Here is a 21,505-nt window from a genome sequence, read left to right as displayed (position 1 = left end):
GAAAATGTTTTAGCTCACTGTCTCTATGTGTCATGGATTAAAGTCTTGCAAACTGAAATCAAGAAACCTACAATAAACATCAGAAATTATTGAAAAATTCAAGGATGTAATTTTGAGTCGCTTTTATACAATAATGGTTATTCCCGAGAAGGAAAAGGGAGTTAAGTCTTTTCGTATACCAAAAGTCATTTTTAACTCGGCCATTTTCTTAGTAGTAATTATTATCGCTGTTATCGGTATCCTGACGTTTGACTACGTTAAGATTTTAAAACAAGTTTACGAAAACCGTCACCTCAGTATTGAGAACCGTCAACTTAAAGAGCAAATCCAGCTCTTTAATATGAAACTTAATACATTAACTGATGATATTGAAAGAATTCAAAAAATTGAAAGTAAACTGAGAGTCATCTCAGGCTTCAAGGAATTTGATCTAACAAAGCCATTGATGAAGGATGATCGCGAGCCAAGTGAAGGTCATTCAGGAAGCCACGATCACTCTTCAGGTAGAAATCCACAATCGGTCCTTGTGCCAGAAAAGGACCGAGAGCTTTTAAATAAAGTTAAGTCGGAATTAAGCGTCTTAAAAACGAATCAGGAGTTCAGCGACATCAATGACCTCTATGAACGTAAGATTGCGACAAACTTTGGTCTTACCTCTGGTTACAGCTTCACAAAAGAATGGAGTAGTTTAATTAAACAAAGTTTTAAGTTAGCTGAAAACTTTGCGTACTTTGATTATCGTTATTCAATTTTACGTAAGATTTCAGGTGATTTAGAAATTCGTGTCAATGAACTAGACCAGTATCTTTTAGACCGCGAATCTTTTCTTAAATCAACACCTACACTATTACCTGCCAGAGGCTGGATTACTTCATATTACGGACCTCGTATGAGTCACTACTCAAAAAGAGTAAAGATGCATGAAGGTCTTGATGTTGGTGGACCAATTGGTACTTTAATTCTTGCACCAGCTGATGGTGTTGTAAAAACATCCAAGAAAAACTACGGATTCGGAAATCATATAGAAATCGATCATGGATACGGTATAACTACACTTTACGGACATAATTCAAAAAACCTCGTCGTGAAAGGCCAAAAAGTAAAACGGGGGGATCCGATTGGAAGAATCGGAAACTCAGGTTTATCAACAGGTCCTCACCTCCATTACGAAATTCGTGTTAATGGCACGCCGGTGGACCCTTTGTATTATGTACTGGATTAATTAGGAGAAATTTAAATGTTTAATCCGCTTAAATCACTATTTGGTACTAAGCACGATCGCGATATCAAAAAGCTTATGCCAATTGTTAATGAAATCAACTCTCTTGAAGCTCAGATGGAAAAGATGAGCGATGATGAGCTCAAGGCCCAAACACCAAAGTTTAAGAAATTAATTGAAGATGGTGCAAAGCTTGATGACATTCTCCCAGAAGTTTTTGCAACGGTAAGAGAGGCATCAAAAAGAGTTCTCGGCATGAGACCTTATGATGTACAAATCATCGGTGGTATTGTTCTTTACAAGGGAATCATTGCAGAAATGAAGACCGGTGAAGGTAAGACACTAACAGCGGCCCTTCCACTATACTTAAAGGCACTTGAAGGTAAAGGTGCTCACCTCGTTACTGTTAACGACTACCTAGCTCAACGTGATGCTAAGGAGATGGGTGAACTTTATAATTGGCTTGGTTTAAGTGTTGGTTGCATTATTGCTGATATGGAAGACGAAGATCGCCAAAAAGCATATGGCGCTGACATTACATACGGAACAAATAATGAATTTGCCTTCGATTATCTAAGAGATAATATGAAATTCTCTCTTGAAGAATATGTTCAAAGAGACTTTCACTACTGTATTGTGGATGAGGTTGACTCAATCCTTATTGATGAAGCAAGAACTCCACTACTTATCTCTGGGCCATCGGAAGGAAGTTCAGATCTATATGGTGTGGCAAACCAAATTATTCCAAAGCTTACGATTGAGAAGCATTTCACTATTGATGAAAAAGCAATGAGTGCGATCTTTACGGAAGAAGGGATTTTAAAAGTTCAAGAAATGCTTAAGGTTGACAACCTATTTGATGTTGAACACTCTTCACTTCTTCACCACCTAAATCAAGCTCTTCGTGCTCATCACCTATTTAAGAAAGATGCAAACTATATCATCAAAGACGGTGAGATTATTATCGTCGATGAATTCACAGGTCGTCTTAAAACAGGTTCTCGTTGGTCAGACGGTCTACACCAGGCAATTGAAGCAAAAGAAGGTGTAGAAATTAAGCAAGAAAACCAAACTCTTGCATCGATTACATTTCAAAACTACTTCAAAATGTATGCAAACCTTGCAGGTATGACTGGTACTGCAGACACAGAAGCAGAAGAATTTAAAAAGATCTACAACTTAGATGTAATTGTTATCCCAACAAATCTTCCAATTGCACGTATTGATGAAGCTGATGTTATCTATAAGAATAAGAAAGCAAAGCATAAGGCCATCATTAACTTAATCAAAGAGTTAAATGAAAAAGGTCAACCAGTACTTGTTGGTACGATTACAGTTGAGTCATCTAACTTATTATCTGCCGAACTAGAAAAGGCAGGAATTAAGCATAATGTTCTAAATGCAAAACAGCACGGAAAAGAAGCCGGTATTATTGAAAATGCAGGTGTTAAAGGTACTGTTACAATTGCAACAAATATGGCCGGTCGTGGTACAGACATCAAAATTAATGATGAAGTAAAATCACTTGGTGGTCTCTATATTCTTTGTACTGAAAGACACGAGTCTCGCCGAATTGATAATCAGCTTCGTGGTCGTTCTGGTCGTCAAGGAGACCCTGGACATTCTAAATTCTTCTTATCACTAGAAGATGATCTAATGAGAATCTTTGGTAGTGATCGTATTGCAAAAGTGATGAACACTCTTGGAATGGAAGAAGATGAGCCAATCGAGCACAGCATGATCACAAATGCTATTGCCAAGGCCCAAAAGAAAGTAGAAACACATAACTTTGAAATAAGAAAGCACCTTCTTGATTTTGATAATGTTATGAATGAGCAACGTCGAGTTATATATCGTATTCGTCGTGACATTCTCTCAGACAATGACAATCGCGGCTTTGTGGATGAAATGACAGAAGATGTGGCAGATGACCTATTTAATACTTATCGCCCACAAAAGAAAGTTCCTCTAGAAGATCTTCCTTGGGAAGATATGAAAAGTGGTTTTAGCACAACATTTAATACTGACTACGAAGTATCAGCTGTTGAATGTTCAAATAAGTTCTCAGGTGACGTAAGTAAGTACTTTGAAGAGACTGCAAAAGAAATCTTAAAAAGTAAGCTTGCGGGATATGATGAACAACAAGTGACACTTGCACTTAGAGAGATTCTTCTTTCTACTTTTGATCAACACTGGAAAGATCACTTAAGAAATATGGACCATCTAAAAGAAGGTATCAATCTTAAGGCATACGCTCAAAAAGATCCTTTAAATGAGTACAAGCGTGAAGCTTTTGGTCTTTTTGAACAAATGCGTATCGAAGTAAAAAAGAGTGTTGTTAGAAATATGTTCACTGTTAAGCTTTATACTCAAGAAGAGATTGAAGTGCTAAGACGCGAGCAAGAAGAAGAATTACAAAGACAACTTGATGCTCTAAAGGCCAAGAGAATAGCAGAGGAAGAAGGTCGCGATGAACCGAAACAACAAGCTCCACGCTCACGTGGACAAGTAAAAGTAGGTCGAAACGATCCTTGCCCATGTGGTTCTGGTAAGAAGTATAAGCACTGTCACGGCTCATAGAGCATTAATTAAGGCGTAAAAAACAATGTCAGATGGTGATAACAAAAACGACCTAACTCGAATCGAAGATCTATCAGAGTTCCTTCACCAAGGTGATGACGATCTCGATAAGGTCCTGGCCGATATTGAAGCTGAATACGACTCAGATCAAAAGAGCGATGAAGCAGAAGTTGAGTTATCATCATTTGACTATAGCACTCCTGAAAATCCTGACGAGGCAATTGAAGAAAATAACTTTGAAGAAAGTTTTGATGATAATTTTGAAGCAAGCTTTGAAGACCAAGCTGACGATAATTCAAACGAAGGATTTGATAATAACTTCGATGATAGTTTTGAGTCGTATGATAATGAAGAAGACCCAGAGGGATTTCAAGACGACGACCAAGATGAATACGAAGATGAATACGAAGAAGACCAAAACAATGCTTGGCCAGAAGATGACTTACAAGATCAGAACTCACAAGAAGAAAGCTCTCAAGACGACTTTGAAGATTCTAAAGATTCCGAAAGTTTCGAAAATTTCGAAGACGACCACGAAGTATCCTTTAGTAATGAAGATGACCCATCAGATGAAATTACTGATCAAGACATTCCTACTGAAGACGACGACACCGATGATATAGCAGAAATAGAACTCTCTAATGACGATAACCACGATATTGAAGACACTCCAGATCAAGAGATTTCAATGGAAGAAGTTAATTACGAAGAGACAACTCCCCTTCCAGACTTAAGTACCAAAATTCAAGAGGACTTAAGCGATGTAAGAGATTTTGCAACAAATTCAACTTATGGAAAGGCCGCAATCGGAGGCAACCCTCCTTTTTCAATTCTTCTACAAGGTATTAATACAGAGGAATTTGAAGATAGTATTCTTGCGACTCTAAATGAGTTTGGCCTCCTGGAAGGAAATGAGGATCTTTACCGAAAGTCACTTGAGAGTGGACAGCTATTAATCGCTCAAATAGGCGAATTTAGTGCCATCACTCTTGCAGGGAAGCTTAGACGATATTGTCGTAATATAAAAGTTGCTCTAGCTCATGAAATTCACAAGAGCGACAGTTATGATCACACTGATCAAAGAGGACTAACGGGCCCACGCTCAATTTTACAAAATAAATCAAAACATTTCGTAAAAAAAGAATTTAATGAAGAAGATGTGGCCTTAAGTACATCACCATACATCCCTGGTTATAAAATCATACATAGCTTGGGACCAATGCAAATTAACGAACAAATTGACCGTAGTGAATTTGACGATTTCTCTTCCATCAACCTTGTTGAATACTTTGGTGAAAACATAAGAAAAGAAGCATATAAAAAAGGTGCAAACGCCGTTATTTCTATTCATTTTAATATAGGACAAAAAGAAATTAACGGAAAAAATTATAATATCATCATGGCCCATGGAGACTTCGTCTACCTAGAAGCTAGTGAATAAAAAATAAAAGACGTAGATATAATGATTAAAAATTTAGGTGAAACAAAAGATACATATAGCACAATAATCATAGGTGGAGGGATTGTAGGCGCAGGAGTCTTTAGAGACCTTAGTCTTCATGATATCGATTGTCTCATTATCGACAAGAAAGACTTTTCATCACAAACAAGCTCTAAGAGCTCTAAGATGCTACATGGTGGTATTCGCTATCTTGAGAACTTTGACTTCCCTCTTGTTTGGGAAGCTTTACATGAAAAAAACCTTTGGTTAAAAATAGCTCCACATCTTTGCTTTGAAGAAAAATTCTATCTTCCTATTTACTCTGACTCCATCAGACCTAAGTGGATGATTAGAATTGGACTTTTTCTTTATGATTTATTGTCTAGTTTTGAAAACTCTCCTTATGAGATGAAATCAAAAGAAGAATCAGTTGCAATAAATAAAGACCTAAAAGAACAAGACCTCAGAGGAAGTGGTGTTTATCACGACGCTGTCGTTGACGATGCTAGACTTACAATTGAAGTCCTACGAGATGGCGCACTAAATCCGAGATGTCATGCTCTAAACCATACATCACTTGAGAAGTATGAGTTTTTAGAAAGTAAAAAAGTTGCTGTTACTTTAAAAGATGAAATCACCGGTGAATCGAAGAAAATCCATTGTAAGGATATCGTTTTTGCAACAGGGCCATTTACTGACCAGATTATGTCTATGAACAAGGATATTCACTGGGATCCAAAGCTTCTTCCATCAAGGGGAAGTCATATATGGCTTGATAAGGATCGATTAAAAATTGAAACGGCCATCTTACTAACACCTAATGACGGACGAGTTATATTTGTTATACCACAAGGGGATCGTATTCTTGTGGGAACAACTGAATCAAAAGTAGAAGAAGATTACTTTGACTTATCTCCAAGTGATGAAGAGATAACTTATCTCTTAGCAAACCTAAATCAATACTTTCCAAAGGCAAACGTTGAAAAAGAAGACATACTTTCTTCATTTGCAGGAATAAGACCTCTTGTAAAAGATGACTCAACAGCAGCCCTAGGAAAAACAGCAAGAGTACACAAACATTATCAACCATTACATAATTGCCATGTTCTAGTTGGTGGGAAATACACAACATTTAGAACAATGGCACAAGATGTAACCAGAATCATAGTTCATAATCACAAAAAGGCCTATGACCATAGCAAGACTGTAGCGCCATTTCGATTTAAAATGCGCTACAATCCCTTTAAGGATAAAGCAACACAAGAACAAATTGAAGAGATGAAAAAGTATGAGTTTGTTAGGTGTGAAGAAGACCTTAAAAGGCGCTATCGCTACTAAGAAGATAGCGCCTGTATATAATTTAGAATCTTAAATATGCTCCAGCAATTGCTCTAAAACCACTGAAGTCGATAGTGTTGTCCACAGTTGATCCACCAGTTTCAATACTAAATGTAGAAGACGTTGAAAAATAATCACCTTTTGCATAGAAACCAAAACCAGAATCCATTGTGTATTTAGCACCTGCTCCTGCAAACATATACGTACCAGAACCAGATAAACTTTCAGTTACAGAAGATCCTGACGATTGTGGAATCGCATCAAGAGTTGCTAAAGATAGTCCAAATCCGGCCTCTAAATAAGGTGTTATACGATTTGTTGCAAGTGGATTTGTAAAATGGAAATCCACTGCACCACCAAAGTCTATAGAAGTTGCAGTTGAGCCTGCAATTCCAGTCTCACCAGAATAGTAACCTAAAGTTGCCTTAAGTGAGAACTTTTGAAGGAATGAGTCAGACTTAGCAAAGAAATACTCAAACTCTCCATTAAGTCCAATTGCACTAATTTCAGCATCAGTAGCATCACCAACATTATCATATGTTCCAGACAACATATTTAGGCCGGCCGAGATATTAAAGGCCATATTCTTATCAGATAAAATCTTACTAGGAGTGCGACGCTCGATACTTTGATCACTTGCAAAACCGGTTGTCTTAATTGCATCTAGTTCACTTTGTTCATCATAAGATGCTCTTGGTGTATCTTGTACAACTTGAGTTCGAGATGAATTTCTCTGTCTTTGAACATCAACAGGCTCTCCCATCTGTCTTCCGGAAGTTGCGGCCTGAAGAGATTTTGTACGGTCTTCAGTTAACTTAACAGGAGAAGAGATTTTTAGATTAGCGACCTTATCAACGTGAATCTCATTTGGTTTCACAATTCGATAAATACTCCATACTGAGCGTGATGGTGTTGCACGAATAACCACACCTCTAGCAAAGACACCTGTAGTAATAAAGAGTTTTGCATGATCACCTACAACAAGGCCATCTTCTAGGCCTCGATTCACTAGAATTGTTTTCTTAGTATCTGAAGTTTGAAGAATTCTAAAAGTTAATTTCTCATCAATATCTAATGCACTTGCGCTGAATAGGCCAAGAAGGCATATCAGAGAAATAATTAATTTACTAAAACGTCCTGTCATACTTATCCCTTAAAAAAACATACTTAAACTTGCTATTAATTTTATATTATTTACTGTTTGATTTAATGTGTAATTACTATCGTCACTACTATCTATCTCACTAATCGGGTTTAAACTTAAAAGCTCATAATTTAACTTAGCTCCAATTCCCCATCCGAACATATTTCCTTGTTCATAGTCTCTAAAAGAAGATAGTCGTGTCTTTACCCCTAATGTAATAGAAGGTAAGGCCACCGACTCATAATCATAACTATACCCATTTAAAAAGCCAGAAGTTGCCTCACCTACGCCTCGTTTAATACCAAGGCCAACATAGGCCTGAAGCTTATTTCTGATATATGGGGTATTATAGAAGTAATAATTGATATGAGCGCCAATATTTGTAAATGTCATTCTGGCGTTTACTCCACCAATATCAACATTTAAATTTGTAGCATCAAGGCCAAAGTCAACACTCCACTTACCTAGTGCTTTGTGGGCGCGAATTAAATGAAATTCATAACCTATTGCTAGCCCGTAACCAAGATTTTGATGATTACTATCAGAATCAGAGTAGTTAGCAAGTAAGTTTGAAATAAAACTAAATTGTACCTCATTACCACTTTCAATCGCTAAAACGTTTTCTCTTCTAAATTTTTCACGAGCAATACCTGAAGCCTTGAGATAATTACTTAATTGCTCTGAGTCCATATCCGCTGACCACAAAGGCCCTTCTTTATTAAGAGCTGCTTTAGCAGAAGGAGTAACACTATTTTTTGCTCGCTCTCTAGCTAGAGTTTCATCCATTGTATTTTGAATCGAAAGTGAAGATGTTGGGCCAGTAAGACTTCCCCTTCCGTTATAATACATTTCTTCGTATCCATCTTGCTTAGATGAGATCTTTGATAATTGATTCTGGTGCTGTGATCCTAATGTAGTATCTAAGTCTTCATCTGATAAACGTGAAACATCAACAGGACTTAACTTTGAATTAATATACTTATACTTTAAGCGGCCATCTTCTACGATAACTTCATTACCGTCTTTTAACATCGATTTTTCTGTAACTTTATAGGTTGTATTATCAGTAAAGTCAGAGTCGTAATTCTCCTCATTTGGAACTTCTTTTTCTTGGACAAGATTTGCAGGAACAACGCCATCTATTGCATAACGATTATTTCGTTTAACATTTTTAGACTCAAATGCTTTAACATTATAAACAGGCTTCTTTTTACTTCGTCCAGATTCACTTCTAGAGCGAATTTGTAGGCGAATAAAGTCATCTTTTTTGAAATTAGATCGATTTAATTTATCACCAGAAATAGTTTTGAAATACCAACTTGATGAGCGATCAGAAAGCTTAAGCAATTCAATACTACCAAGATAGATGAACTTTGGTTTCTCAAGCGTTCCAAGCTTTATAGAAACATCAGCAACATCACCAGTCTTTAGGCCCGCTACTTTTCCCACATCAAGCTTAACGCTTCGGCCACTCTTACTAAGTGCAATAACTTTGGCCCCCATCATGGCGAGTGAATTGAGCTGAAAAAAAGCAAGCACGGTAATGATAAAAAATTGTTTAGATTTCTGCATATATTTAATTATAACGAATGGAAGTATTTGAAACAATATGGTAGAGTATGTATATTTTTACAAAAAATGCCACAATGCATCATGCATTTCGGAGGAAAACATGGCCAGAAGAAAGAAAAAGCTTCAAATTTTCAAATATGAATGTCAAATGACTGGCGAAATCTATAAAACGACTAAAAAAGCAGATAATCCAGATGATTTAGTTAGCGTAAATGCATATTACGACATGCATCCAGAAGAAGATGATCGCCCTGAAGAGATCAAAAAAGAACTTGGAATAGAATAATACTGATTAAAACGGAGTTTAAGCAATGGCACACCACAAAGTCATTATCATAGGATCAGGTCCAGCAGGTTATACTGCGGCCCTTTACGCATCTCGCGCAAACCTAGGCCCACTTGTCATCGAAGGACATGAGCCAGGTGGTCAACTAACGACAACTACTGATGTCGACAACTTTCCAGGATTTCCAGAGGGAATCATGGGGCCAGATCTAATGGCAAATATGAAAAAACAAACACAACGCTTTGGAACTGAATACCTGAGCGGTTTTGTCACAGATATTGATACAACTAAGCGACCATTCAAGCTTACTGTTGATAGCGACAAGGAATACACTGCTGATGCTGTTATCGTAGCAACAGGAGCATCTGCAAAGTACCTAGGTCTTCCAAACGAGAAAGAACTCATTGGTAAAGGTGTTTCTGCATGTGCAACTTGTGATGGATTCTTCTATCGTGATCAAATTGTTCACGTAGTTGGTGGTGGAGACACTGCTATGGAAGAAGCTACATTCTTAACGAAATTTGCTAAGAAGGTATATGTTGTCCATAGAAGAGATGAGCTTAGAGCTTCTAAGCCAATGCAGCAAAGAGCATTCGATAACGAAAAAATTGAATTCGTATGGGATAGCGCTGTTAAAGAAATTATCGCTGATGATTCTGGCGTAAAAGCGATTAAGGTTGAAAACCTTAAAACTGGTGAAGTTACAGAGCGTGAAACTGATGGCCTATTTATGGGGATTGGACACAAGCCAAATACTGATTTCTTAAAAGGAAAAGTAAAGCTTGATGATCATGGCTTTATTATTACTGCAGGAAAGCACCCTGATACAGATGTTGAAGGTATTTATGCTTGTGGAGATGTTCAAGACTCTTACTACCGCCAAGCAATTTCAGCGGCCGGTTCAGGTTGTGAAGCTGCAATTCGCGCAGAAAGATTTCTAGAAGAAAACGAATAAACATATAAAGTGGCCTAGTTTAAACTAGGCCACATTATTTGATAGATATAATTCAACTCGGTCAACTGTTTCATTAAATAACCTCTTAACAACGACACTTCCATTTTCTAATCGATTTACAACATCATCATAATCAATCAGCATTTCACTTGCTACTGATTTAAGCCCAACAGCACCATCCTTAAGTTTTTTAGCAACATAGAAGTAAAGATAGAGATCCGCACACTCTTGATTACTTAGATCATGCTCATCAAATGCCTTTATATTAAGATCATTTGCATCTATTGAAATTTGAGGTTGTCCTTCATTTTCAAACAAAGGTGTAATGTCGCTAGTTCTAATGGATAAGCTTCCACTACCTTTATTAAAAATCATAAGCCTTGCAATACATGCCTTAAGCTCAGCGATATTTCCTGGCCAATCGTAGTCAATGAGCATTTGAGCAACTTCATGAGATAATCTTTTTTTCGTTGTATGATTTTTAAGACTATATTGTGAGATAAAGTAATTAGCAAAGAAGATAATATCCTCTTTTCTTTCATTTAATGAAATCGTTTTGAAAGAAGGAATATCAATTTCTTCAATATATTCACTACCTGTAAAAAGAAGACGAAAACTCTCATTATTACCAACTTCATTGATAATATATTTTGCTGTTACTATAGAAACTTTATCAAGGCCTTTAAAGATAACATTACCATTTACAACCTTATCTCGAATTCTTGCAATCCTAAGATCAACGGCCTTCTTATCCATTTTACTAAAGCAATTGATAATCTCAACATGCTGATTTTCACTACTTGAACTTTTTGCAATCTTCTTACAAAGGTGAAATTTCCCACTTCCTTCATCACCGTACACATAGACAGGTGTTTTTACATCATGCCCAGAATATTGCTCTAGAAATGCTTGTGCTTTTTTAGCAAATAAACTAACGCCTAAAGAAGTATGAAAAGCGACATTTGTATCAAGGTTTTCACTTTCATAATCCAGCTGATTGGTTACCTCTGCATTATCATAGAAATATAAAAGCCCCATAACTCTGGCCAAAAACATTGCCTGCTTTAAATCATTGTCAGTAAATAACTCACCTTTTTCTTTATTTGAAAAATTTAAAATTCCAAAGATATTTTCGTTATAATCAAAAATAGGACACATCATATAAGTAGAAATTGTCGTATTATTTACAACTTCATACATATTAAAAAACTCATCACTTGATAAACTTTGAGAAAACTTCGATTTTATACCACGTGGGTTATTGTAAAGTTCCTCTAGGATTCCAACGATTGGATACTCAAGCTCCATCACGTCACTTGTTTCAAAATCAAACTCACTAAAAGTCTGTTCATCATGGCCAACAATAAAAATACGAGCATCTTTGGCCTTTACTATTCTTTGAACTTCAATAACAAAGAGTTTTATCAATTCAATTTTATTATTATAGTTTTTAAAGATTTGAAAAAGGTCTAAAATCATAGAAGTTGAAACTTGCTGATCTTTATCTGCTTCACTATCTGGTATCGTACTGGAATCAAAATTTCCTGCAACGGCCTCGTTTAGTACCATATCATACATAAGGTCTCTAAGACGTAAACGACTCATGGATGCAACTAATTTAGTCATTAAGTCCATGATATTTTCAACTTCGTATTCAACAAACTCAAGGCCTAAATAATTATCACCACGATTATTAAAGTTAGGACGGTAACGTCTAAGCTTTACAGTTTGTAATAATCTAATATTTTTATAAATAATTTCAACCTTAAAGACAGTGCTATCAACGTATTCACCTATTAGAATACCAATTCCAGTTGTTGAAATATTATCTAGCTTTACCCTAAATGCATTAGAGGTAGAGTCTCCTACCATTTCATATAAGATACACTTTACCTTATCTGACTCTTTTAGTTTTATTCGATAATTACGTAATTTCTTCAATTTCTGACCTCTTGTACAAATATTATCGACCTACAAAGTGGCCAACTTTAACGACTGAATGAGGAAATATCGAAATTTATAAATATTTAATAAGCTTTACTCATTAAAGCTATAAACTCTCTACTAATATGCCCGATAAGAAAGATATTACATTACTATCTATTTGAGGAAAAATTGCGTTACAACATCCAAAACTATAAGTTTTTTAAGTCTTATCGCTTCCCTATCCATGAAGGGGATAAAGTTAATGCTGAAGTAATTACTTTTGAAAGAGAGAATGTAAAGACTAATAACGTACAAATAGACTCCATCAATCTTTCAGGCCTAAACTTCATCAGCACTCAAAAGTACTCAATAGGTGAAAATGTAAAAATTAAAATTCAAACAAATAGAATATTTAATAACTGGGACTTTGAGTTAACAGGTAGAATTATTCGATCATTTATCTATTGTGAAGATGTAACAAAAACAATATATGGGATTTCGATTTCACCTGATTCACAAACAACGGTATTAAAATATTTTTTAAAAGATTTCTTATCACACTACAAGACTGCAAAGTTAAAAGATAAATTATTTCAAATATGCCAAAATAAAATCAAGATCTCAAAAGATGATGGCGTTGAACTCTTCTCGCTTTTTCAAAGCTTAATTGAAAGGGCCTTTAAGGGAAAACTAACAACAATTCTGTCTGAGCTACCAACGATTTTTCATTGTGAAAATTATCATATCTATTTATTTAACTCTAAAACAAAAGACTTTGAGGTTGATCATACAAATAGTGATCACACACTACTTGGAAAAACATTCAATGGACTATTGAATGAGGCATATTTCAACAAAGTTATCATTAATAAATCATTCAATGATCAAAGTGCAACTGGCGTTGATTTTGATATTAAAAATATCCTACTGGCACCGCTAGTGAATTATAATGGCGAAAGTATTGGAGCTCTTTGCCTTTCAAACACACTTTCAGGTGATAAGTTCAATATTACAATGCTTGAAAATATCAAGATTGTCTCTGGTTTGATATCATACTTTTATAATTCAAAAAATAATTCAGGTCTTGAAACAGTAAAAAACAAACTACCTAATCATTATATTTTCTCAGATCGTAGCCATACAGGACTTGCGATTATAAACACTTTAAACACGATAAAGAACACAAGGGAGAATCTCTATATTCACGGTGAAGCCGGGGTTGGAAAACTTGAATATGCAAAATATGTTTGTAGTGAGAACTCTTTGATAATTGATTTTGAAGAATCAGAGAATCAAAGCTTTGAATTTATTGAGCAAGTATCAAATAATGGAATTAACGACTTAATAGTAAAAAATATAGAAAAGCTCTCTTTAGAAAATCAGGCGATTTTTTATAATCTTATAAGTTCATTAAAACTTAGAATCATAACCATTGCATCAAATGATCTAAAGGCCTTGGAGAAGAATGATTACATCCTTACAGACTTATATAATCATATTACAACGGTGAAATTAAATATTCCTCCCCTAAGACTAAGAAGGGCCGAAATTGTTGAGATTGCTCAATACTATATTCAATTTGAATGCAAGAAAAGAGATATGGAAAATAAGAAAATATCTCAAGAGACAATTAATAAATTAGAATCTGCCAAGTGGGATATAAATAATCAAGAACTTCATGCACTAATAGTAAAGGCCATATTAAAGTTAAACAAAAAGGCCGACAACAGCGAGCAAGTACTTCAAATACCTATTAAAGAGAGACAAAGTGACACTATCGTTGACAGCGACAAAAATAGTCAACTACAAGAATATATTCTAAATACCTTAAATTCTTGTGATAAATCCGTAGCTTATAGCAAAACCGAAAAGATATTTGTTGAAAGTTTAATGACAAAAAAAGCATCTTAATTTGGAATTGAATTTGACAGACCGACTGCAGTCTTGAAATAATTTTATTATCAGATCACGGATCGATCTGAGAGCTAAAAGATTAGCGATGTATTTTAAATTTAGCAAAAGACCAAGGAAGGTGACGAAATGAATAACTCTAATTCAAATCAAAGTATTCTCAATTACAACACCCTAAATGTTTCACTAACAAGACAAACAAGAACATGTTTTGTAACAATTGCTAATGATCAAAAGTTTTTTAATACATCGACATACCTAAAAGAACTCGAAGACTTATTTGACTGGCTTTCTAATAAAGTAGAAATCAACTCAGTCGTTTTTAAATTTGCGAGTGAAGATATTGAATTATTTAAAAAAGAAGAACTAAGGTTTTTTGATGAAAAAACTCTTGGTAATACTTTACAACTTCTGGCCCGCTTAAGCTGGGCCCAAGTTCTTCTACCGCAAACAGTATTGTGGTCATTTCAAAAGTCTGCTTGTCCGTTTAGCCTTGAGCTAGCAATGGGTGGAGATATTCGCTACTGTGCCCCATCATTTAGTGTAGCATTTGATCAATTAAACAAAGGCATCACACCGATGGGTGGTATGAACACATTAACAAATGAAAAAGGTAATAGTGCAAAGATTATGCAATTTCTTCTTTCATCTCAAAACGTTGGTGCAGACGCCCTAATTAGTGCAGGCCTAATCGGAAAAACACTTTTTGATGAAAACGAAATTGAAGATATTGTCTCAAGAATTGCGAAGCAATCTCCAATGGCAAGAATTCAAACAAAGCGTTCATTTAATAATGAGCTGATCAAAAAGATGGAAGAAGTACTTCTTGAAGAGATCACTTTTGCTAATTCAACAATAGCTACTGGCGACTTCAAAAATTATGCAAATGATAAGAAGTTCACTAATCCTAGAGAGTTTGCAAGAGTATTAAGAGACTCTCCTACAGTTGCAGAGGCCATGTAAGGCTTCTGCTGCAATTAAATCTTAATAAATTGTCTTAAACAGGACGAACTTCATTGCCTTTAAGCTCTTGTGGAAGATCATTTAAATTGGGGGCAAGTCCTAATAAGAAGCCACCGCCACCAGCTCCACAAAGTTTTAAATAGAAACGATCAGTTTCTAGGCCTTTAGTCCATAAGTCACGATAGAGAGCAGGAATCATTGGATTGAAATGTTCAAATTGAAATGCTGACAATTCCTTAAACTTCTTCCAAAGTGCCTCTTTATCATTATTAATATAGTGTTGGATACACTCATCTGAAATTGGCGTTAAAACGCGATCACATAGATAAGCAAAGTCTTTTGACGAGCATTTTTCCATAAAGAGATTAACAAGTGGCTCTGTTCTTCGAGCACGTCCAGTATTTAGTAGAAATACTCCTGGCCCATCTGTTTTCTTATCAAGAAATACTTCTGTAAGTTGTTTCTGACTATCAATTAACAGTGCTACATTTAAATAACTAATGAGTGGATCAACCCCTGAAGATGAACCATGAAAGTGAGATTCCATCTCCTTAAAACATTCTTTTAAAAAAGAAATATCATTCTTTTGATCATCCTGAATTTTAGCATAGCGATCAAATACAGCAGCACAAAGAGCACCGGAGCTTCCAACTCCATAGCCTTGTGGAATAGTACTTTTAAAACGTAGTCCACTTGAAATATCAAATGAGAAAGACTGATGATCAAAATCAAAGCTAAGATTGCCTTTGTCATGTTGTTGTTTAAGATATTGCGAAAAAGCAGTTAGCTCAGAATCAATTCCAGCGCCTTGCTCATCAGGAAAGTTTAGTTTTCCATCAAAAAGAGAATAAGGCATTGCCAAGGCCTTTGAAGACCTAATGATACTATATTCTCCAAAGAGTAGGATTTTAGCGTTAAAAGAATTTCCACCTTCCATAACTTATCCCTACTTATCTTTCTACGATCACACCATTACCCATATGATCATGGATAACAAGAGAATCGGCACATAGAGATTTAACTTCTTGCTCGATGAATTCTTTGGCCTGCTTCTCATCTTTTTTAAGATACATAATATGTACATTAGGACCAGCATCTAAAGTGAAGCAGATTGCACAATTTGTTTGAGCTCGAAACTCTCTAATACGATTTATAATTTCTAAAGTATTAGGCTCCATTAAAATAAAAGATGGATCAGAATTCATCATAAGTCCATGAAGCTCTAGGGCCTCACTTTCAACAATTTTTGCAAAAGTATTAAAGTCACCTGTTTTAAGAGCAAATAATAACTTATTAAAGTTATTACTAGCATTCATAAAACGTGTCTTAGCAAAAGGATGCTCATTCATAAGAGCATGACCAGCAGTTGAACTTACTGACTTTTCCTTGCTACTTACAATTGCGATTGAATCACAAATTCCTTCAAAGATTTCATCAAATTGATCGTGAACGATAGCGTAGTCTTGAGAGCTACCAAGAACTGACTTTCCCCAGATTGCCATCTTTGGGTATATCGATCGGCTCGCACTTCCTGAACCAAGACGGGCCATGAATGAGGCCTTCATTAAATAATATTCTTCATCATGGTCTTCATTTGTTACGACTTTTTCAATTTCACAAAGAGCACTTGCAAAGTTGGCCATTGATGCGGCCGAAGAAGCGATACCAGAAGAGTGAGGAAATGAGTTGTGAGAATCCATTTCAACTTTGATATTTTCTATAAAAGGAAAAACAACAGCGGCCCTTTTAAAGAACTTCTCTACCCTTTGCTTAAATTTATCATTTGGTTTTGATTCAAATTTAAAATCAAGTTCAAATTCCGAGGATCTTTGAATTTTATATGTCGTTTGAGTATAAGCATTATTTAAAGTTACACTTAAAGAAGGGTTTGAAGGTAATTGCTCACCGTACTTTCCCCAATACTTAATCAAGGCAATATTTGATGGACTCTTAACTGTAAATTCAAGTCCATTATCTAATTTATCAATATCAAAATCAATCAGAGTAAAATTAGTGGACATTTTTAATTTCACTTGGTGTTTGAGTTTCAACAATTAATTCACGATATGGAATACAGACTTTCAGACCTTTTTGATCGAAGTAGTTTTTCACATACTTGCGTGGTCCATTACTTGATGCAAGAATAAAGTCCCCACCCCATGCACCTAGAGATTTAATTTCTCCATCAAAATCACTAAAGGCCTCTTTCTTAATTGGGCTAAGCTTTAGATGAGAGCTCACGATATCTTCATGAGCACGAATTAAGAAATTAAATTCTTCTTGAGTATTTGCAGTGGCCATCTGCATAGATAGTTCACTGATTGTATTAATAATCTCTGGCGAATGTGGACGTAGCTCGTTGTAATACTCAATAGCATCACGAGAATTCTTCTTGTGTCCAAGATAAATGAAGTAGAGGTTATTTTTAAAACTTGGATTAAATTCGATAGGAGACCAATTTGGTCCTTCTCCACCTTTTTGATAAATAATTGGCTCTTCACTTTGTGCACATGCAATATCATACCCAGAACCACCTAAAGTATTAAAGGCAAGTTCAAATGGCGAAATCATGGCCCAATCAGCAATATTATGAATTAAAGTAGAAGAAGACCCTAGTCCCCATTCGAGTGGGAAACCAAGTTGTGTTACAACATGTACATCAACACCATCTCTTAAGAAGTGCTTATTCTGTCTTCTTGCTTGTCTTAACATTTGTTGTAAGACAATCATCTCTTTTGTAGGGTTATCATTTAGAATATTGAAATGCCAAAATTCAAAAGTTACTTCAAACCAAAGCTTTCCAGCTGGATCATAGGACTTCCAATATAATTTAGGATCAAATGAAGAAGAGTATTGAACTCTTAAAGACTGCCCTACTGTAGTAGGTAGGCCCAGTGCCTTAGCACCATCTAAAACAAAGTACTCCCCAGAAAGCAGAAGCTTTCCGTGGCCAAAATATAATTGGCCGTTTTTAGGAAGCTCAAGAAATTGCTCCCCTTCCAAATACTTAAGGATATTATTACTAGTGTGTGTTGTGTTCATAGTCCCCTAACTTCTTAAATTATTTAACTCTTCTCTTACTGCGCTAAATGAAACAACCTTATCAGCAAAATGATTAACAATTTGCTCTTTTTCAGTTGTTGTTGCTTCAAGTTGTCCCAGAATATTCATTAGGTGCATTTTCATATGCCCTTTTTGAATTCCACTTGTAACAAGACTTTTAAGGGCCGCAAAATTTTGGGCAAGGCCAACTGTTGCAGCAATCATCATTAGCTTATTAGCACTTGGTCGCTCTAAGATATCAAGAGACATCTTTGCTAGAGGATGGAGTTTTGTCAGTCCTCCAACCGTTCCAAGGGCCATTGGAATATCAATTTCAAAATAGAAGTTCCCGTTTTCTACTTTGCAATTTGTTAGTGATCGGTATTGTCCATCACGAGCTGCATATGTATGTCCACATGCTTCAACTGCTCTGAAGTCATTACCAGTTGCTATAACAACTCCATCAATCCCATTAAAGATTCCTTTATTGTGAGTTGTGGCACGGTGTGGATCAATATGAGCAATTCTTACTGCTCGTGCAAACTTTGATGCGAAAGTAGCAGTATCCATACCAATCGATTTTTCAGCAAGATCCTCAATTGGACATTCAACCCATGCTCTCACACGACAATCAGGCGTATAATTTGAAAGTATACACATGACGACCTGTACATCTTCACCAAGCGAGTCTTCAAGGTACTTACCTACAGCTTCTAGAACTGAATTAATGAAATTAGCACCCATGGCATCGCATGTTTCAAACGACATTTTTATTTGATAATAATTTTCTTCTTTATCTGTTAGATCAACTAACTCAATAGATCGTACTCCACCACCACGCTTATCCATATTTACAGTGATTGGTGCAAGTGAATTTAGGATATCGATTTTCTTATCTTCAAAAAAAGACTTTAAGCTCTCTTTATCTCCTTCGTAGATAAAGTGGACCTGGCCAATCTTTTCGCTTGCAATAACTTCGGCCTTAAAACCACCGCGAGTTGACCAAAACTTTGCGGCCTTTGATAATGCTGCAACAACAGAACTCTCTTCAATAACCATTGGAACTGTATATACTTCGTTATTAAGAACGAAATTTGGAACTAGGCCATACGGTAGATAGAAATTTGTAATTGTATTTTCTGAGAACTCATCAAAAGTAGATTGTAGCTTCTTATCAGAATGCCAAAATGAAAGTAATTGTTCTTTCACTTTTTGTGCATCGATATTCTGATCTTGGCCATCATTTGATAAGCGGTTTGCAATAAACTGGACCTTTTGTTCTTTTGATAGTTTTGAAAAACCTTGAATCAATTTCAATGTTCTCTCCTCACACTAAGAAATGAATTAGCAAAGTTAAGGCCTTTTTTAATTTCCCCAACTTGTTGCTGAACACTCTCATAATCTACCATAGCAGTTTTTAAAAACTCACTTGCCATGGCAAAAATAGCGCATCCTTTGGATAACTTACATAAATAATGGCCATCTAAATATGACTTAATCCCACCAGAGATTATAAAATTCTTACACTTAGCAGCACTACCTAACTCGTCAATTAAATCGTTGGTCATATGTACCATTTCAAGGGCAGTATGGCCAACATGACACAATGGTTCATGAACTGTTAAGTTGTTAGAATTTCTAAGATATTCTAATTTTGAGAAGTTTGTCCCACCAAATGAAGCAAACTCTATCGCACATAGGTCCATCATCATTAGGGCCTTTAGAGTACGTGGCCCCATTCCCTGTCCAACTTCTTTTACAATTATTGGAAACTTAAAATATTCAACACAAGTTTCAATTGTTTCAAGAGGAGCTCTTTTAATGATATCCCCTTCAGGCTGAAACCATTCTTGGGAAGGGTTTATATGAATGATCAATCCATCTGCATTTAATTTAGTGACGAGACGATCCACTTTTGAAAGTTCTTTCTTATCAATTAACTCTTCTAATTGAGCAATACCTAGATTTGCAAAAACAGGTGAATTATTGGCCAAGGACTTAACCTGAAAATCATCAAGGAATTCATCGCTATCGAGTAACTTACGACAAGAACCAAGGCCCATCCCAATACCGAACTCTCCACATGCACGGGCAAGATTCTCATTGATCTTACCTGCAATCCCAGTTCCGCCAGTCATGGAAGAAATCCACAGTGGAAGCCTTAAACTAAATCCTGCAAATTCAATTCCTAGATCAAGCTCCTGAGCATTACCGCTGAAAAGAGGCTCATAATAGAATCTCTTATCACTTGTTGCCGCTAGAGTTTGTGATTTTGCAGTTAATTGAATGTGCTCAAGCTTACGGTCTTGAGTGGCCGATTTTGTGTTATTCATACTAGTAATTCTGGCAATTTAGCAGATTTTATCCAGAGCAACAAGAAAGGTTTTTATCAAAAGAAAAAACTATCTGATTTGTGCGCGGATTTAACATTTATTTAATGATAAGAATGAACTCTTTCTTTAAGCCGTTCACTTTCTTAAGTAATTTCGATAGCTTACCGTAGAGTAATTCTTCCTCTTCACCGTTAAGCTCCATCCCAATAAAGGCCGTTGTATCCCCAAAGACCTCTAAACTCTCCTCGATTAATCTTGTGAGACGATAGGGAGTATCCATCAAAACTTTAGGCATTTTCACCTTTTTCAGATTAGTTAAATAATTCTTTCGCTCATCAGGTTTACGTGGAGGAAAGCCAGCAAAAGTAAAATTAGAACAATCAATGCCACTTAGAGCAACGGCCAAAGAAATAGAATTACTATGAGGAGTACAAGTGACGCGAATGCCAAGCTCGTGACATTTCTTCACAAGTTTTTGACCTGGATCACAAAAGGCCGGAAGTCCTCCATCACTCATCAGGTATGCGTTCTTTCCATTTTGAATTTGTGAAATAATATCTTGCTCAATATCACGTTGGGTATGTTCATTAAAAAGAATAAAATCATCAATGAAAGAGCGATCTAAACCAAAGCGAATCCATCGTCTTCGACATGGCTTTAGGTCTTCAATTAAAAAAAGACTATTATCAGCATCATCACAGGCCTTAAGCATTAATGCCTTCGCCTCTGGCTCAAGAGGATTAATTTCATCAATCGGTGTTGCAATTAAGTATAGAGTTCCATATTTCATGACTT

17 protein-coding genes are annotated in these 21,505 nt (G+C 35.9%); 8 read left to right on the top strand and 9 right to left on the bottom strand.

Going from position 1 to position 21,505, the window contains the following annotated elements; genetic code table 11:
* The first annotated feature begins 112 nt into the window (after positions 1–112).
* Genes BALOs_RS07315 through BALOs_RS07300 form a run of 4 tightly spaced genes read left to right on the top strand, consistent with a single transcriptional unit; the run spans position 113 to position 6,578 of the window.
* Complete coding sequence (locus tag BALOs_RS07315; protein ID WP_133296951.1) at positions 113–1,222, top strand: M23 family metallopeptidase; 1,110 nt, start codon at positions 113–115, stop codon at positions 1,220–1,222.
* 15 nt (positions 1,223–1,237) lie between these two features.
* Positions 1,238–3,799, top strand: a complete 2,562-nt coding sequence (secA, locus tag BALOs_RS07310; RefSeq protein ID WP_120404755.1) for a preprotein translocase subunit SecA — start codon at positions 1,238–1,240, stop codon at positions 3,797–3,799.
* 25 nt (positions 3,800–3,824) lie between these two features.
* Positions 3,825–5,240 carry a hypothetical protein gene (locus BALOs_RS07305; protein ID WP_120404754.1) on the top strand — a complete coding sequence of 472 codons (1,416 nt, stop codon included), beginning with the start codon at positions 3,825–3,827 and terminating at the stop codon, positions 5,238–5,240.
* Between the two features lie 21 nt (positions 5,241–5,261).
* A complete protein-coding gene (locus tag BALOs_RS07300) occupies positions 5,262–6,578 on the top strand; it encodes a glycerol-3-phosphate dehydrogenase/oxidase (RefSeq protein WP_120404753.1) in 1,317 nt (438 codons plus the stop codon).
* Between the two features lie 22 nt (positions 6,579–6,600).
* On the opposite strand, the gene BALOs_RS07295 is transcribed toward BALOs_RS07300, so the two are convergent.
* Positions 6,601–7,722, bottom strand: coding sequence for a hypothetical protein (locus BALOs_RS07295; protein WP_115362449.1), 1,122 nt, complete (start codon positions 7,720–7,722; stop codon positions 6,601–6,603).
* Positions 7,723–7,731: 9 nt separating this feature from the next.
* Positions 7,732–9,294 carry a hypothetical protein gene (locus BALOs_RS07290; protein ID WP_162929602.1) on the bottom strand — a complete coding sequence of 521 codons (1,563 nt, stop codon included), beginning with the start codon at positions 9,292–9,294 and terminating at the stop codon, positions 7,732–7,734.
* Between the two features lie 100 nt (positions 9,295–9,394).
* Here BALOs_RS07290 and BALOs_RS07285 point away from each other — a divergent pair, with 100 nt between their 5' ends.
* Positions 9,395–9,580, top strand: a complete 186-nt coding sequence (locus tag BALOs_RS07285; RefSeq protein WP_115362444.1) for a hypothetical protein — start codon at positions 9,395–9,397, stop codon at positions 9,578–9,580.
* Positions 9,581–9,605: 25 nt separating this feature from the next.
* The gene (gene trxB / locus BALOs_RS07280) at positions 9,606–10,535 is read left to right on the top strand and encodes a thioredoxin-disulfide reductase (protein ID WP_115362442.1); all 930 of its coding nucleotides are present in this window, start codon (positions 9,606–9,608) and stop codon (positions 10,533–10,535) included.
* A gap of 24 nt (positions 10,536–10,559) precedes the next feature.
* On the opposite strand, the gene BALOs_RS07275 is transcribed toward trxB, so the two are convergent.
* Positions 10,560–12,476, bottom strand: a complete 1,917-nt coding sequence (locus BALOs_RS07275) for a hypothetical protein (RefSeq protein ID WP_120404751.1) — start codon at positions 12,474–12,476, stop codon at positions 10,560–10,562.
* Between the two features lie 174 nt (positions 12,477–12,650).
* Between BALOs_RS07275 and BALOs_RS07270 the strand changes: the two genes are divergently transcribed.
* Together BALOs_RS07270 and BALOs_RS07265 are read left to right on the top strand one after the other, a co-directional pair.
* The gene (locus BALOs_RS07270) at positions 12,651–14,372 is read left to right on the top strand and encodes a hypothetical protein (protein ID WP_120404750.1); all 1,722 of its coding nucleotides are present in this window, start codon (positions 12,651–12,653) and stop codon (positions 14,370–14,372) included.
* 129 nt (positions 14,373–14,501) lie between these two features.
* Entirely contained in the window at positions 14,502–15,335 is an 834-nt protein-coding gene (locus BALOs_RS07265; RefSeq protein WP_115362436.1) for an enoyl-CoA hydratase-related protein, read from the top strand.
* 34 nt (positions 15,336–15,369) lie between these two features.
* Here BALOs_RS07265 and BALOs_RS07260 read toward each other — a convergent pair whose 3' ends face one another.
* From BALOs_RS07260 to BALOs_RS07235, 6 genes are all read right to left on the bottom strand, one after another.
* Positions 15,370–16,272 (bottom strand): mevalonate kinase, encoded by a 903-nt coding sequence (locus BALOs_RS07260; protein WP_115362434.1) that lies wholly within the window; start codon positions 16,270–16,272, stop codon positions 15,370–15,372.
* 13 nt (positions 16,273–16,285) lie between these two features.
* On the bottom strand, positions 16,286–17,356 hold the full coding sequence (gene mvaD / locus BALOs_RS07255) for a diphosphomevalonate decarboxylase (protein ID WP_120404749.1): 1,071 nt from the start codon (positions 17,354–17,356) through the stop codon (positions 16,286–16,288).
* Complete coding sequence (locus BALOs_RS07250; RefSeq protein WP_120404748.1) at positions 17,346–18,377, bottom strand: GYDIA family GHMP kinase; 1,032 nt, start codon at positions 18,375–18,377, stop codon at positions 17,346–17,348. Before BALOs_RS07250 ends, mvaD begins: the two co-directional genes overlap by 11 nt.
* 6 nt (positions 18,378–18,383) lie before the next feature.
* Positions 18,384–19,694, bottom strand: a complete 1,311-nt coding sequence (locus BALOs_RS07245) for a hydroxymethylglutaryl-CoA reductase, degradative (protein WP_115362428.1) — start codon at positions 19,692–19,694, stop codon at positions 18,384–18,386.
* Positions 19,691–20,710 (bottom strand): type 2 isopentenyl-diphosphate Delta-isomerase, encoded by a 1,020-nt coding sequence (locus BALOs_RS07240; protein WP_120404747.1) that lies wholly within the window; start codon positions 20,708–20,710, stop codon positions 19,691–19,693. Before BALOs_RS07240 ends, BALOs_RS07245 begins: the two co-directional genes overlap by 4 nt.
* A gap of 97 nt (positions 20,711–20,807) precedes the next feature.
* On the bottom strand, positions 20,808–21,500 hold the full coding sequence (locus tag BALOs_RS07235) for an SAM-dependent methyltransferase (RefSeq protein WP_120404746.1): 693 nt from the start codon (positions 21,498–21,500) through the stop codon (positions 20,808–20,810).
* Between the last annotated feature and the right edge of the window lie 5 nt (positions 21,501–21,505).

Source organism: Halobacteriovorax sp. BALOs_7 (assembly GCF_003612895.1).
Classification (GTDB): domain Bacteria; phylum Bdellovibrionota; class Bacteriovoracia; order Bacteriovoracales; family Bacteriovoracaceae; genus Halobacteriovorax_A; species Halobacteriovorax_A vibrionivorans.
The sequence above is the reverse complement of the archived record's forward strand: the minus strand, read 5'-3'. Positions and strand labels throughout refer to the sequence as shown.

What these genes read in the sequence shown, in the direction of transcription:
- secA (WP_120404755.1), top strand. Translation starts at nt 1,238, where the DNA reads ATGTTTAATCCGCTTAAATCACTATTTGGTACTAAGCACGATCGCGAT.
- BALOs_RS07305 (WP_120404754.1), top strand. Translation starts at nt 3,825, where the DNA reads ATGTCAGATGGTGATAACAAAAACGACCTAACTCGAATCGAAGATCTA.
- BALOs_RS07300 (WP_120404753.1), top strand. Translation starts at nt 5,262, where the DNA reads ATGATTAAAAATTTAGGTGAAACAAAAGATACATATAGCACAATAATC.
- BALOs_RS07295 (WP_115362449.1), bottom strand. Translation starts at nt 7,722, where the DNA reads ATGACAGGACGTTTTAGTAAATTAATTATTTCTCTGATATGCCTTCTT.
- BALOs_RS07290 (WP_162929602.1), bottom strand. Translation starts at nt 9,294, where the DNA reads ATGCAGAAATCTAAACAATTTTTTATCATTACCGTGCTTGCTTTTTTT.
- BALOs_RS07285 (WP_115362444.1), top strand. Translation starts at nt 9,395, where the DNA reads ATGGCCAGAAGAAAGAAAAAGCTTCAAATTTTCAAATATGAATGTCAA.
- trxB (WP_115362442.1), top strand. Translation starts at nt 9,606, where the DNA reads ATGGCACACCACAAAGTCATTATCATAGGATCAGGTCCAGCAGGTTAT.
- BALOs_RS07265 (WP_115362436.1), top strand. Translation starts at nt 14,502, where the DNA reads ATGAATAACTCTAATTCAAATCAAAGTATTCTCAATTACAACACCCTA.
- BALOs_RS07260 (WP_115362434.1), bottom strand. Translation starts at nt 16,272, where the DNA reads ATGGAAGGTGGAAATTCTTTTAACGCTAAAATCCTACTCTTTGGAGAA.
- mvaD (WP_120404749.1), bottom strand. Translation starts at nt 17,356, where the DNA reads ATGTCCACTAATTTTACTCTGATTGATTTTGATATTGATAAATTAGAT.
- BALOs_RS07250 (WP_120404748.1), bottom strand. Translation starts at nt 18,377, where the DNA reads ATGAACACAACACACACTAGTAATAATATCCTTAAGTATTTGGAAGGG.
- BALOs_RS07240 (WP_120404747.1), bottom strand. Translation starts at nt 20,710, where the DNA reads ATGAATAACACAAAATCGGCCACTCAAGACCGTAAGCTTGAGCACATT.
- BALOs_RS07235 (WP_120404746.1), bottom strand. Translation starts at nt 21,500, where the DNA reads ATGAAATATGGAACTCTATACTTAATTGCAACACCGATTGATGAAATT.